The 14261-nt window shown below is 37.6% G+C and carries 13 protein-coding genes and 2 pseudogenes; 12 read left to right on the top strand and 3 right to left on the bottom strand.

What is annotated here, in order from left to right:
- The first annotated feature begins 200 nt into the window (after positions 1 to 200).
- The 10 genes and pseudogenes from DFQ12_RS03825 (at position 201) to DFQ12_RS03785 (ending at position 9131) form a co-directional block, all read left to right on the top strand.
- Positions 201 to 1001 (top strand): Rossmann-fold NAD(P)-binding domain-containing protein, encoded by an 801-nt coding sequence (locus DFQ12_RS03825; RefSeq protein ID WP_244211671.1) that lies wholly within the window; start codon positions 201 to 203, stop codon positions 999 to 1001.
- 18 nt (positions 1002 to 1019) lie between these two features.
- Positions 1020 to 1400 (top strand): annotated as a pseudogene (locus DFQ12_RS28355) (FAD-dependent monooxygenase); the annotation flags it as partial.
- Between the two features lie 238 nt (positions 1401 to 1638).
- Entirely contained in the window at positions 1639 to 2229 is a 591-nt protein-coding gene (locus DFQ12_RS03820) for a TetR/AcrR family transcriptional regulator (RefSeq protein WP_120257685.1), read from the top strand.
- A 62-nt stretch (positions 2230 to 2291) separates the two neighbouring features.
- On the top strand, positions 2292 to 3383 hold the full coding sequence (locus DFQ12_RS03815) for an alkene reductase (protein ID WP_120257684.1): 1092 nt from the start codon (positions 2292 to 2294) through the stop codon (positions 3381 to 3383).
- A gap of 46 nt (positions 3384 to 3429) precedes the next feature.
- Positions 3430 to 4158 (top strand): SDR family NAD(P)-dependent oxidoreductase, encoded by a 729-nt coding sequence (locus DFQ12_RS03810; protein ID WP_120257683.1) that lies wholly within the window; start codon positions 3430 to 3432, stop codon positions 4156 to 4158.
- 65 nt (positions 4159 to 4223) lie between these two features.
- Complete coding sequence (locus DFQ12_RS03805) at positions 4224 to 4490, top strand: Rossmann-fold NAD(P)-binding domain-containing protein (RefSeq protein WP_120257682.1); 267 nt, start codon at positions 4224 to 4226, stop codon at positions 4488 to 4490.
- A 2-nt stretch (positions 4491 to 4492) separates the two neighbouring features.
- The gene (locus tag DFQ12_RS03800) at positions 4493 to 5491 is read left to right on the top strand and encodes an NADP-dependent oxidoreductase (protein WP_120257681.1); all 999 of its coding nucleotides are present in this window, start codon (positions 4493 to 4495) and stop codon (positions 5489 to 5491) included.
- A gap of 629 nt (positions 5492 to 6120) precedes the next feature.
- Entirely contained in the window at positions 6121 to 6987 is an 867-nt protein-coding gene (locus tag DFQ12_RS03795) for a hypothetical protein (RefSeq protein WP_147420319.1), read from the top strand.
- 815 nt (positions 6988 to 7802) lie between these two features.
- On the top strand, positions 7803 to 8321 hold the full coding sequence (locus tag DFQ12_RS03790; protein ID WP_120257679.1) for a hypothetical protein: 519 nt from the start codon (positions 7803 to 7805) through the stop codon (positions 8319 to 8321).
- Between the two features lie 186 nt (positions 8322 to 8507).
- The gene (locus tag DFQ12_RS03785) at positions 8508 to 9131 is read left to right on the top strand and encodes a hypothetical protein (RefSeq protein WP_120257678.1); all 624 of its coding nucleotides are present in this window, start codon (positions 8508 to 8510) and stop codon (positions 9129 to 9131) included.
- Positions 9132 to 9217: 86 nt separating this feature from the next.
- On the opposite strand, the gene DFQ12_RS03780 is transcribed toward DFQ12_RS03785, so the two are convergent.
- Positions 9218 to 9727, bottom strand: a complete 510-nt coding sequence (locus tag DFQ12_RS03780) for a dihydrofolate reductase family protein (RefSeq protein ID WP_120257677.1) — start codon at positions 9725 to 9727, stop codon at positions 9218 to 9220.
- Positions 9728 to 9816: 89 nt separating this feature from the next.
- Here DFQ12_RS03780 and DFQ12_RS03775 point away from each other — a divergent pair, with 89 nt between their 5' ends.
- Together DFQ12_RS03775 and DFQ12_RS28610 are read left to right on the top strand one after the other, a co-directional pair.
- Positions 9817 to 10158, top strand: a complete 342-nt coding sequence (locus tag DFQ12_RS03775; protein ID WP_120257676.1) for a winged helix-turn-helix transcriptional regulator — start codon at positions 9817 to 9819, stop codon at positions 10156 to 10158.
- 15 nt (positions 10159 to 10173) lie between these two features.
- Positions 10174 to 10362: pseudogene (locus tag DFQ12_RS28610) on the top strand (aminotransferase class V-fold PLP-dependent enzyme); the annotation flags it as partial.
- A 392-nt stretch (positions 10363 to 10754) separates the two neighbouring features.
- Here the strand turns inward: DFQ12_RS28610 and DFQ12_RS03765 are convergent.
- Together DFQ12_RS03765 and DFQ12_RS03760 are read right to left on the bottom strand one after the other, a co-directional pair.
- Complete coding sequence (locus DFQ12_RS03765) at positions 10755 to 12536, bottom strand: glycoside hydrolase family 2 protein (protein ID WP_208642425.1); 1782 nt, start codon at positions 12534 to 12536, stop codon at positions 10755 to 10757.
- Positions 12537 to 12615: 79 nt separating this feature from the next.
- Positions 12616 to 14250 (bottom strand): alpha-L-fucosidase, encoded by a 1635-nt coding sequence (locus DFQ12_RS03760; protein ID WP_120257674.1) that lies wholly within the window; start codon positions 14248 to 14250, stop codon positions 12616 to 12618.
- Positions 14251 to 14261: the final 11 nt, after the last annotated feature.

The following is a 14261-nucleotide window of genomic DNA, read 5'->3' as shown; positions in this document are numbered from 1 at the left end:
TTTCGATTACAGCATTTTTTGTGTTCAGTCTTTCATATGCCGGTATAAAGTACCGAGACTTTATAGTGTGTTTTTATACAAAAAAAGCTTTACTTGCTTTTTCGGATTTTTATAGAACCCGTGTGAAAAATTTGCGTGTATTTTTGAACTACTTTGATCTTTAGGTTGTTTGTCTAATCAAAAGATTGAAAATTATAATTATGAAAGACAAAAAAATATTGGTTTCGGGTGCTAGCATCGCCGGTCCTACATTGGCTTACTGGCTGGATAGGTACGGCTTCGAGGTTACCGTGATAGAGCGTGCAGCAGCTTTGAGACTGGGCGGACAGAATATAGACGTGAAAGGACCAGCAAAAGAAATTGCGCTTAAGATGGGTATTTTAGAAGAGATCCGCGCACATAATACCACCGAGATTGGGCTACGTTTCGTTAATTCCGACAATCATACAATAGCAGAATTTCCATCTGATAGTTCAATGAGCATGACTCAGGAACTTGAGATCCTACGTGGCGATCTGGTTAAGATACTGTACGATCTCACCGCGAAGCGTGTAGAATATATTTTTGGTGATCACATCATTGATTTGATAGAAAGTGAAAATGAGGTCAAGGTGGATTTTGCAAGTGGAAAGAAGGGTATCTTTGACATTGTGGTTATAGCTGAAGGTATCGGTTCTGCAACGCGTGATCTTGCCTTTGGCGGTCGTCCTCGTTTTAACTATCTAGGTTTATATACCGCTTATCTTACTATCCTTCGAAATAATACCGACAGTCGATGGGCACGTTGGTATAATGCGCCAAAGGGCATTGTATTTATGTTGAGGCCTGATAATTATGGAAAGACAAGGGCTTCGGTAACTTTTCTGGCAAAAGAGAACGCGTATAAAGACCTAAGTGAAGCAGATCAGAAAAGAGCGCTTATTGATCGTATACAAGGTGCAGGCTGGGAATCTGAACGATTAGTTAATGAGATAAAAGAGAGTGAAGATCTTTATTTTTAGAGGGTCAGTCAAGTTAAGACTGATAAATGGACTAAGGGAAGGGTTGTCATTACAGGTGATGCCGCTTGGTGTGCTACACCAATTGCAGGAAAAGGTACAGACCTTGCCGTGGCAGGCGCCTATATCCTTGCTGGAGAGCTTTATAGAGCAGGTAATTATGAAGAGGCTTTCCGTAACTACGAAAAAATAATGAAACCCTACGTTCAAGAGTGTCAAAAGCTGCCTCCGGGTATTCCTCGTATAGTATATCCGGAGTCGAGAGTCGGAGTTGCACTCCTAAATCAATTGATAGCCATTGTTGGAAGCAAACCTGTAAAATGGTTGATGCGCGTTTTTTCAGGAGATAAAAAAGACAATAAGAAGAATAGAGCGAAAGAAATTATACTACCAGATTACTAACAATGAACACTTAGCCGGAACGAGTTCAGTGTATCCATCTACAATTGACTGAATAAACAGATATAACCGTCATTCATCGGGAAATCGTTTCTTCTAACAAACCAGGTCAGACAGGTTAAATACTTTTTGGCGGAATTGGCATAATATGTTTAAAATGTCAAAAATATACTTTTTAGTATATTTTGTTTGTTTTTAAAATATACTTTTTGGTATATTTGTAGCGTAAATAATAAAACAGATGTTGACAAAAGCAGAAAAAACAAAACAATTTATTCTTGAAACCGCCAGCCCGCTTTACAATGAGAAAGGGATCTCGGGTGTGAGCGTTGACGATGTTTTGGAAGCGACCAAGTTAACCAAGGGCTGTCTTTATGGACATTTCAATGGAAAAGAGGATCTTTCGGAACAGGTTGTAGACTATTCCCTAAAAAAAATAACCGAAAGAGTGGCATCCGTTGTATCCAAAGGTAAATCGGCAAAAGAAAAGATCTTTTTATACCTCGATTTTTATAAGAATCCGCTTGAAACCTACATTTCCGGAGGCTGTCCCATCTTTAACACCGCTGTTGAGGCTGATGATAATTTTCCTTCGATAAAAAAGAAGGTTGCAGCAGTTCTGAATGCTGGTCAGATCGCTCTTTCAAATGTACTGGAAGAAGGAAAAATTAACGGTGAATTTTCAGAAAACCTAAATGCAGAAGTTTTTGCCTTTAAAATGTTTTCAGCGATAGAAGGTGGAATTGTTCTGAGCAGGACGATGGGATCGAGAAAATTGATGCTAGAACTTATCAAGGACCTTAAAAAAGAATTAGAGCAGTATCTGCTGTAATTTTTTTTGAAACAAAATAGACTAAAAAGTATATTTTAAATATTAAACCAAAGAATTGAAATATGAGCAACAAGTTGTTTGAAAGCTACGAGCTTAATGGTAAACGGTTAAATAACAGGATGGTAATGGCTCCGATGACCAGAGCCCGATCTGCCAACGCGGGTAATGTTGCAACCGAACTGACTGCGATATATTACGCGCAGCGTGCGACAGCCGGACTTATCATTACCGAAGGTACTTTTATCAGTGAGGAGGGTATCGGATTTATCAATGTTCCCGGAATCTATACCGATAACCAGGTTGAAGGCTGGAAATTGGTCACTGATTCTGTTCACGATAAAGGAGGGAAGATCTTTGCCCAGCTCTGGCATACAGGAGCTTATTCGCATCCCGATTTGCATGAAGGCAGGTTACCTCTGGCTCCATCCGATTTTAATCCTGGGCAGAAAGCATTTACTTTAGAAGGCTTTAAACCTACCGTTGCTCCTCAGCCGATGACAATTGCAGATATCAAAAGGACAGTTAACGATTTTAAACAAGGAGCTATCAATGCTTTCCGTGCTGGTTTTGACGGGATAGAGCTTCATGGTGCAAACGGCTATCTTTTGCAGCAGTTTTTCAGCAAAAATGCCAATAACAGAACAGATGAATACGGAGGTTCTCCTGAAAATCGCGCAAGAATTCTTTTTGAAATATTAGATGCGATCAGAGAAGTGGCTGACATCAAAAATGTTGGCGTGCGTCTCAATCCATCGTTGAATGGAATAATGGGAATTGCCGTGGATGATGAGACCATTGCGACGTATAATTACATTGTCAGCCGGTTAAATGATTATGATCTGGCCTACATTCATTTAATAGAGCCTTTCACCGATGTAACGGGTAATAAAAATGCGATTCAGCACGTGGCAAAGCATTTTCGTGAAATTTATAAAGGAACTATTATCATTAACCGTGCTTTCAATAAACAGACAGCAGAACAGGTCCTTGAGGAGGGAGATGCCGACTTAGTGTCCTTTGGTGTTCCATTTATTGCTAACCCAGATCTTGTAGAACGCTATAAAAGAGATTCTATACTAAATACTCCGGATCAGGATACCTTCTACACACCCGGTGAAAAGGGATATACAGATTATCCATTTTTAAATAAATAAGAACACAGTTATATACATATAATAATATCAAACGAAATTTGTCAAAATGAAAACAACAGGAAATACTATATTCATTAGCGGCGGAAGCGCAGGAATAGGATTGGCAATTGCCAAAAAATTAAATGAAGCAGGAAATAAAATTATTATAAACGGACGTAATGAGGACCGTCTTCAGAGAGCGTTGACCGAGTTGAAAGATGCCGTTGCCATTCAGGGCGATCTATCAGTAGAAACAGATAGAATACGGATTGCAGAAGATTTGAAGACAAATCATCATGATGTAAATATCATCATTAATAATGCGGGAGCAGCTTTTGGATATTTACTCAGTGAAACGACCAATGCACACGAAAAAGCAATGATCGAGATGAATACGAACTATTTTGCGATCATTCACTTTACAGAATTAATGATTCCACATTTGTTGGAAAAAGAAGAATCAGCGGTGGTCAACGTTTCGTCTATTGCTGTATATGGAAGTCATAAATTTCTTCCAACCTATGGTGCAACGAAAGCGGCACTACATAGCTATACTACAGCTCTGAGAAAAACTTATGAAGAGCAGCAAAAACTTCAGGTCTATGAGGTCTATCCTCCATTGGTAAACACCGATTTTTCTGCTGAAATAGGTGGGGCGGCAGGAATTGCACCCAGTGAAGTGGCGGAAGAACTGTTTATTGGACTGGAAAACAATTTGTTTGATATTCCTGTTGGTGATACAAAGGTTTACGCAAATGCAATTGGGGAAGCTATGGCAAAATTAGCTCAGGCATAAATACAAGCTGAATCAGTCTTTTGAGAAATTAAAAGATTGGTTCTGTTCTTATTAAATTTTTCATTATGAATTTGAAAAATAAGGCAATCCATAGTTCGGTGAAAGTTTTTGAATTGCTTCCACCTTTGGTCGATACCGATATGGTCGCCGATCGGCAGGATAAAAAGATAAGTACGCAACAACTGGTCAAGGGGCTGATTTTAGGTATGAAGAAAGACGTTGAAACGATAAAAGTGGGGGATACAAAGGTTATTTCCCTTCTTAATAGGATTGCGCCTAAGACAGCCTATAATATAATCAATGCTAAAAAAGAGTATATAAAATTGAAATAATCATGAAAGCATTTCTAATTAATAAATATACAAAGGGAGGTCTGCAGCTGACAGATGTTTCTTTACCAAAAATTAAAAACAATGAAGTTTTGGTGGAGATTTATGCAACAGGCTTAAATCTGTTAGATTCGAAAATAAAAACAGGGGAATTCAAACTTATTCTTCCCTACAAAATGCCGCTTATTTTAGGTCACGATCTTGCTGGAATTGTAAAGGAAGTGGGAAATAATGTGAAAAAATACAATGTTGGAGATGAAGTTTATGCTAGGCCGACCGACTTTCATATAGGTACATTTGCAGAATATATAACGGTGAGGGAAGAAGATTTAGCCTTTAAACCAAAGAATCTTTCGATGGAAGAAGCTGCATCGGTTCCTTTGGTCGCACTCACAGCGTGGCAGGCTCTGGTGGAAATTGGTCGGTTAAAAAAAGGACAAAAGGTATTTATTCAGGCAGGTTCGGGAGGAGTAGGTACCATTGCGATCCAGTTGGCGAAACATCTTGGCGCAACTGTTGCGACAACTGCAAGTGCCAAAAGTTTTGATTTCCTGAAAGAAATAGGCGCTGATGTTTTAATTGATTATAAAACACAGGATTTTGAAGCAATACTGAAAGATTATGACCTCGTTTTAAATAGCCAGGATAATAAAACACTTGAAAAATCATTAAATATTTTAAAAGCAGGAGGCAGGGTCATTTCAATTTCCGGACCACCAACACCTGAGTTTGCTGAAGCTATCCATGCGAATTGGCTGGTGAAGATGGTAACAAGATTTCTGAGTTTCGGGATTAAGAAAAAGGCGAAAAAATTGGGCGTTGATTACACGTTCCTTTTTATGAAGGCAGATGGAAATCAGCTCAATGAAATTACAAAATTGATAGAGTCTGGAATCATTAAGCCTATTATAGACAAAGTATTTCCGTTTGAAGAAACCAACAAAGCTTTGGAATATGTCGAAAATGGAAGAGCGAAAGGAAAAGTTGTGGTCAAAATAAAATGAAAGTAAAGATCATTCTAAACAAGCTTTAGTTTTGCTTCAAGTTATTATAAACAACATGTAAGTACCCCATTTTTCCAAATTTCTGAATCTATCATGGCAAACCTGATTGCCGGTCATTGAGTTTAAAATGTTACGAAATGGCCCAATGGAATTTAAATGATAAACGGATTGCATTTACCTACAAGCATGTTCTTAAAGGCTAAAGATCAGCAATATATCTGATACTCACTGATAGATTTTATTCTGTATGTGGCTTATTTTGCACCGTATAAAGAGATTTATCGTTTTTAAGACAATGTCACAACAGACTTCAGCCGGTTTCATCTTTTCTCTACAAATCGTTGCTCTGCATAATAGGTTTAGTTATTAATCTTGTCCCATTAAGAAGTATTATACCATAATTCTATCCCGATAATTGAAAAATGATAGCGGATAATAAATACAGCTTTACGAATTATAAAATAGCCTTTCATACCAAAAGATCGGTCGTATATTTACATAAGTGAGGTTGGGTCAAGTAAATGAAGTTCGGTAGCGAGCTCGCGCTATTTTAAAAATAGTGAATTAAGCTTTGGTGTACTATTTGGCGAGGCTATATATATATGGGGATAGGTCATAAAAAATACGATATGAGAAAAAAAATAACAGCATTTATGTCAATGTTCTTACTTTGCGTTTTTGCTTTTGGACAAGACACACAGAAAACTAAACCCCAGATAAAAACAGAGGAAATAACCTACCATGGAATAGCGGGGCGGCCTATTAACAGAATCGACATGCAAGGACTGGATCAATATAAAGAGTACAATTTAGATGGTACCGTTTCAAATATCTATATCGTAGAGTTTGACAAAAGCAAGAATAAAAATAATTACAATTTAAATGAAAGATATATCTATGAAAAAGGAAAACTCTGCAAAATAGAACTAATTGGCACAGTTACAGGGGATAAATATGGGGAGATTTTGTTCTCTTATAATGAACAAAAACAATTGACAAAGAAGATTGAAAACCGGTACGAAGGCAATAGGTTAAATCTGAATCAATTTAGCGCATACACGGATTATTTTTATAATGAAAATGACGAAACAGTAAAACGTTATGAATACGACGAAACAAAAAAAGAGTTTTTGTTGGTTTCTATTGTCACTAAAATATATGATCGGAATAAAAATATGATTCAAGAAAAAACTGACAATTTTGATGGCAATATATCAGGGGTTGTTGATATCAGATATGACAATTCAAATAAACCAATCGAGCTAAATTCTTCTTATTTTAAAGAAACAAAAAATTATAAATACAATTCACATGGCGATATAGAAGAAGAAAAAAGCAGGTCTGAAGAAAGCCCTACCATACAATCGTCAACCTATTCATATATTTATGATAATTATGAAAATTGGGTTGAACAAAAGCAGATTATTAAAAGAAATCCTAAAGACGAATTTGAAGGTGGAATTTTAATAAAAAGGAAGATCGAATATTATGAATAAAACGACCACTAAAAAGTGGTATTTGTTTTTTTTAATGGTTCGATGATTACTTTGTTTTTACAATAATTGATCAACATTGAGGTGGAAGGATACGAAATTCTATCGATTTGAGACAAGTTTTTTTTATTAATCAGCAAATTGACGGAGGTAAAGTTTCAAAATGTCAAACGCGGTTTATAATGAGAGGAGGTTATAGAATTGTGTACCGGTCGGGACTGTCCCACTAAGTGTATAAATAAAAACTACGGAGTTCAGTTATGTTACTTATAATTGGACTTTTTTTCAAATAAATATAATTCAATTAAAAGCCCGTGGGGAGAGTAATCGCTCAGTCGCCAGGTTGTGGGGTATCAACCGGAAGACACCCAACTGTCAGATCAAGTAGTGGCTATTACAGTATAGCGGATCGAAAAATCCCTTTCATAGATTATGTAGTTTCTAGATGATTCATAGTGATTTAGTTCTATTTGAAATATAATGATATAGGTGTCTGATGGAACGTTTTAGCTGTCAATGATAGCGATTTTAAGTCATCAATAATGATTTCATCTTTTTGAAAATCTGTGATTATTTTTTCTTTAATGTTTGTGTAATCAAATGAATCTATAATTTCCCCAGTTAGGATATTTACAAAACAGTCTTTAAATAGGCAAAATATATAACTCGTTGGCGATAATTACATACTCATTTTGTATCTCGATGCAGCATGAATAACCTTGCTATAGGAAAAGTGATAAATAATTATATTGTTGCCGCGTATCCAATAAAGGTTGAGTTTACTATATCTGTCACCTAAACATAACAGAATTAGAAAGATGAAAATTAACTATTCGTTTGGAGTATTTTTATATGCCTATTTGCACCAAATTGACCTTTCTTTAGATAGAAGTAGGTGGGAACCTCTTGATAATCTGAGGGATTTTTATCGAAGCCAAATTTCTCCTCAAAAAGTTGCAATTTATCTCGTTGATAATTTGGGACTAGATGTTAAAAAATTGAATAATTTGATTTTTATCGGTGAAGAGTCTTTGTGGGATAAAATTAAAGATTCATTATTATCTTCCTTCAAGAGAGATGTTATTTTGGAAGACGATAAAGTATACTTTTTATGTCAGAAATTATTGCTTTTGGATAATTTCTTAGCAGATGGAGAACAAGTGCATAAATTAGAAATTGAGAAATTAAGGATAGAGTTTTCTAAACTAAATTATGGTACAGTCAAATTTAAACTTGCAAAAAAAGATCGTTTAAAGGCGAACAACATTGAACATTTTCTACAAAATGAAATATTGAGCACAATTAAAATTTGTGAGTTTAATAAAGGTTATTTTTAGATCAAAAGCTTATGCAGTTAAAAAAAGCACATGTGATATTTATGAAATACCATTTATTGGAATGTCAAATGAAGAAGCTATTTTTAAAAATAGAACCTTTTCAGAATTTATTGAGGGGCTTACCTAATATTTAGAAACAACTTAAAGTTTAGTATCCAACAATTTATTTCCGCAAAATAAGAGCTTATGAAAGCATTCAACAAACATCACAATATGCGCACGCTAGCTATTGCACTATTTTCGGTGGTATTTATTTTTTCGTGTATCTCTTGTACTTCCATATCCTCTAAGTATTTAGCACAAACTGCTGCGGCGCATAGCGTTTCGATGGTACGATTGAAGGAGACATACATCTTTGATAATTATCCCCAGAGGATAATAGGCCATAATCATAGCAGTCAGGAGAAGAGTGCAGCCTATAATGAATATTGCCTATGGAACTATATCGAACCAAATTACTATAAAACTGATAGTCTGCACTATCTTTACAAAACTTCATTGGAGCTCACCAAAAAAAATAAAATCCATATCAAACTAATTGATACCTTAGGAAATGTCGTGCGTGAAAGAACGAGGAAAGTTAAGCCCGAACCGCAAAACTTTGTTTCTTTCAGAAATACCGACCTTGACATCTATGTATTAGTCAATAGATTCTTTACCAAAACTATTTGCTTTGCACTGGATAAACATGGTGATTTAGTCGTGCCCAGTGAGTCGACAGCAGCCGGTTTTCTTATTCTCTTTCCGCTCGCCGGCGCCCTTAACCATGATGCATATACTTATCGTCGTGTGGATACAGTCGCCAATTGAAAAATATAGATCGGAAAGAAATAATTTTAGCGGATTTGTTTCCGTAATTCAACTATTTTTGAAAGACATTTTTGGTCTGTCATTTTTTAGTATTCCTTAGTTAGATGCAATTGAAGAAAACCGTTTTTAAGCTTCTGTCCTTTGTACCTGAACGTTGAACTTAACTCCTCATTGTTTGCTAAAATTGCTCCTGCTCCAGTGATTATAGGGCTGACGTTAAAATAAATATCTGTAATCAAATTCTTGTCCAAAAAGGCGTTGAAAGTACCTGCTCCGCCTCCAATGGCTATTTCCCGCACTCCCATTGCAGACATATATGCAATTGCCTCTTCAGGACTTGCTACAGTCTTGTAGCCATCAGCCGTATAAGATTTATCGGCCAATACGATGATTTCTATTCCATTAAAATGTTCTTTTACTTGATCTGGAAAATTTAGAAAATTTTCAAATGTTTTCAATCCTATTACTACATTTCCAACCTGCCTTACAAATTGTACGTAAAATTCCATCGCTTCCAGTGGTAGTTTATGATGCGGGTTATCGGATATCAAAATTCTTCCATTAGCCGAAATGTTTGCGATTACTGTTACTTTCATAACGATTTTTTTAAAATTTCTGTACCACAAAACTATTGGATATTCAATATATATTTACTATTCATTACCTTTAGGAAAGTAACTATCTGATGTGCAATAAAAATATTGATAAAGAAACTATATTGGCATTAAAAGATGGCATTGAATTGCTCAGTGGTAAATGGAAATTTTGTATCCTGCACAATTTGCAGAAACACGGCACAATGCGGTTTAAAGATCTGCAAGAAATGGCTCAGGGAATATCCCCAAAAGTTCTATCCAACGAACTTCAGGAATTAGAAGATAATTTACTGATTAGTAGAACGGTTAATAACACCAAACCTGTGACAGTTTCTTATGCGCTTACCGCATATGCTAAAGAAACGGAAGAAGTTGCAAATGCTTTAATTAAATTTGGTCTAAAGCATAGAGATAAAATTAAAGCAAAATGAGCGGTAGAGAAGAACAAGCGACAGATCGTTGATCTCATAGATACCAGTGATGAGGATATTTTCTTTACAGCTGCTGCCACTGAAGCTATCAATATGGGATTACGTGAATTATTGAGGGCAGGGAAACAACTTATACCTGAACAGACAGAGCATCCAGCGGTTTGGATACCTGTAGGTATCTTGAAACCAAAGTATTGCCGTTAATACCTTCCTGTTGATATTGATGGATTGATAGATTTTGAATAACTAGAGCGCACAGAAGAATACCAATATTACCTAAACAAGTATCGGGGCAGTTGCAGTATGACAAAAAATGCTGATTCTTATGAAAATGTCGTCGCTGAACGAACCGCTGGTATACTCCAAACAAGAGTTTATGACTGATACCAATCGTTTATATTTAATAAAACAGATCGTGGCCGATGCAATCCAATATCTATAATAATAACTGACTACATAGTTCTGATCATATGCTAACTCTAAAATCAGATGTACATGAAATCAAATATGAACTTCAGAATTTGTAAAAAAAACAGCAGCAACCTACCGGTCACTACTGTTTAATCTATGTGTCGTTAGCCACTAAAAATCTGTATTTATTTTTCAGGACTAGTCAAATTTTTGAAATAATCGGCAACCAAGTACCAGGCCTTCTTTTTTTGGCCTCTTTCAGATAATAATCCTTTTCTGTTCCAACCCTTTTGATAGACAGGATGGGCCCTTCCAGGCGAACGAAAGTCGACCAGGAGCCATGGTGTCAACCCACGTAAGAAGGAAATGTTTTTAAACATGCTAAATTGACGTTTATAAATATCCACAAGGTAATCTTCACTCCAGCTACTTGCCCGCTTCGGATCGGTATTGTTGCCAAAGACGGCCTCGCCACCAAATTCCGAAAAAATAAGCGGTTTATTGAAGCGGGATATCCACTCGACTTCGCTATCATTCTCAGGCCATGCTTTGTACCATCCAATGTATTGGTTGATCGCTATAACATCCATCAAACGATTCATTTTATCTTCGATATAGGCCTTGTTGCCTTCAAAACGCATGTTATTAAACGCTGATGTCACAAGACGGGTATTATCCAAGGCCTTTGTGAGGTGATAAAGTGCAGTGAGCGAACTGTCCCTGGCCAGAGAGGAGTAAGTTTCGTTCGAAAGACTCCAGATAATCGTTGCCGCCCGATTTTTATCACGAGCAATCATCTCTCGAAGCATTAAATTCATTTTTTTCATCATTCCAGGATCTGCAAAATCAATCCCCTGGTAAATGGGCAATTCTTCCCAGACCATCAATCCCATTTGCTCAGCCATTCTTATCATTTTTTCATGATGTGGATAATGCACTAGACGCACATAATTACAACCTAGCTCTTTCGCCCAATCCAAGAGCATTTTATAATCACTTTCATTATAGGCCCGCGATCTGCGTTGTGGGACTTCTTCATGAATATTAACCCCTTTAAGAAAGATGGATTTGCCATTCAATAAAATATTTGTCCCATCAACTCTGATTGTTCGAAAACCAATTTCTTCTTCGATACGATCGGTTTCGGAATCGACCTGAACGGCATATAATTTCGGAACTGCAGGTGTCCACAGGGTTTTCTTACGAAACGGAATTCTAAGCGTGGCTTTTCCGGTGCTATCTGTTCTTGTTTTATAAATAAAGTTCAATTCGGGAATGCGTATTGCAATCGCTTGTTCTTTTTTAGGGCCATCTAGGGATACATAGCCATTGATGATATTCTCATCCTGCTGTGATAGCTGAATAAAATAATCCCTGATATAGGTCTTTGGCGTTTGTACGAGATCGACATCCCGTGTGATTCCACCATAATTGAACCAGTCGAAACCGAGACCAGGTATGCCATCTTTTATCCGTTGATTATTTGCTTTCACGATAAGGCTATTTTCGCCAATCTTGACATGATCCGTTACTTCAAACTGGAAAGGTGTGAAGCCACCTTCATGTTCACCAATCTTGACCCCGTTCAGATAAACTTCGGCCTTATAGTTTACGGCAGCAAAGTGGATAAAAAACCGGTTATCCTGTTTTGTTTGGATCTTAAAGGGACGTTTGTACCAGATACTGCTTTCATAATAGCTGAGCTCGGGAAGTTGAGAATTGAAATCTCCCGGTACATATAGTTTATGCCCACCTTCAAAGGAGGATTCCACAAAATCCGTGTTGCCCAAAGTTTTTCGATCTTGATAATATGCAGCCCAATCACCAGACCCCGCATCAAAAGGATCGATAATGACCTCCCATAAGCCATTTAGACTGGTTCTTTGCCGTCCCTCGATATGAATCATTGCTGATTGTCCGAATAACAGTAATGGAAATAAGGAGCATATTGCTAAAATAATTTTCATGGTACAAGGCGTTTTCATGTTCTAATTGTATCAATGGTATTTTAAAAATAAGTGCACAGCTTGATGAAGAAAAAATGGTTTAATTAATTTTCAGTACCAATGAAATTTGATTAGGCTTATCCGAAGGCAAGGTAACGCTGAGTGCTTCGTCATCTTGTTTAAATACCAGTTTTTTCGGATGCCCCAATAGGGATACTGTTTTAACCGTTATTGGATCAACGGTGTTAATCTTCTTTCCGAAAGATTTGATCATGATTTTTCCATCCGTTGGCCATGCCAGGACGTGGGCATAGATCGCATCGCCTTTTTTCACAAACCGGATATCCCTAGCGGTATAGTTATTTTCTTTGTCCTCGTTGAATCCAGCGGCATTCAATGGTTTCTGCTCTTCGGTACTTGGACCCTCGCCATATGTTTTCCAGGGACGGGTATCAAAAATTCCCTCCTTATTAACCTGAATCCAATCGCCTATTTCATGCAGAATTTTCTCTTCTTTTTCGTCGATGCTACCATCGCCCTTAATAGGGACATTAAGTAGGAGGTTCCCGTTTTTACTGACGATATCAATAAGCATATGGACAACTTTTTTTGCGGACTTGTAATTGTTGTTTTCATAATCAGCTTTGCTATAATGCCAGCTTCCCAGGCAAGTGCAGGTCTGCCAGGCTTTTTCTTGCACTTGATCCGGAACGCCGCGCTCAACATCCCACACCAAACACTCTTTTTGTTGCTCGGATAAGATTTTTCCAAACAAAACGGCGTTGACTTTTCCCTTATTTTTCTTCGCGTTACTGTTATAAAAATGGGCTGCAATATCGAGCCCGACTGTGCTGATAGGCCAGAGGGGGAGTGTAGTATCATCAAAATAGAGTAGGTCCGGCTGATAGCTGTCGACCATGTCTATTGTCCGTTGATAGAAATTATCAATATACTCCGGTGTCGGCTTGGATGCACCGTTATTCCAGTCCCACTGTGACCACAACGACTTTACGTCTTCACTTCCCTTGCTAAGGGCATGGTTCTGCCGATACAGCTCCTGGGGATCGTAGCCTTCCCACCATTTTCCTTTTCCCTGTTCTTTGCTGAGCTTTCCATCATAAGGTACTCCCTTTAGTGCTCCCGACCGATCCGCTCTTTGGGCGGTTTCATACCATGTCCATGCATGGGAGGCGTGGATACTCACACCGAAAGGAAGCTTGTTTTTTTTCGCTGCTTTAGACCATTCGGCGAGAATATCACGTTTGGGTCCCAGATTGACCGAATTCCATTTTTGATGCTTGCTATCCCACAGATCGAAGTTGTCATGATGGTTTCCCATTGCAAAAAAATACTGTGCACCAACCTTTTTGTAGAGCGCAACAAGCCTTTCGGGATCCCATTTTTCAGCCTTCCAGGTAGGGATGATATCCTTAAATCCGGCTACAGAAGGATGTCCATAAGTTTTTACATGTGCATTGTATTGTCCACTGCCTTCATCATACATACCACGTGCATACCAGTCGCCCTGCTCAGGTTGGCATTGTGGGCCCCAGTGTGCCCAGATGCCGAATTTGGCATTGCGAAACCATTCAGGCGCTTCGTACTGCGCCAAAGATTCCCAGTTAGGCTGAAATTTACCAGGCAAGTCTACCGGTCTTTTTTGTTGGGCTGGAGCATTTAATGTAGCTCCAAGGATTGTAAAGAGTACTAATGTCTTAAAAATGTTCTTGTTCATAACAGGATTTA

Origin of the sequence: Sphingobacterium detergens, assembly GCF_003610355.1 — a bacterium.
Taxonomy (GTDB): Bacteria; Bacteroidota; Bacteroidia; order Sphingobacteriales; family Sphingobacteriaceae; genus Sphingobacterium; species Sphingobacterium detergens.
This window is presented reverse-complemented; position numbering and strand designations above follow the sequence as displayed.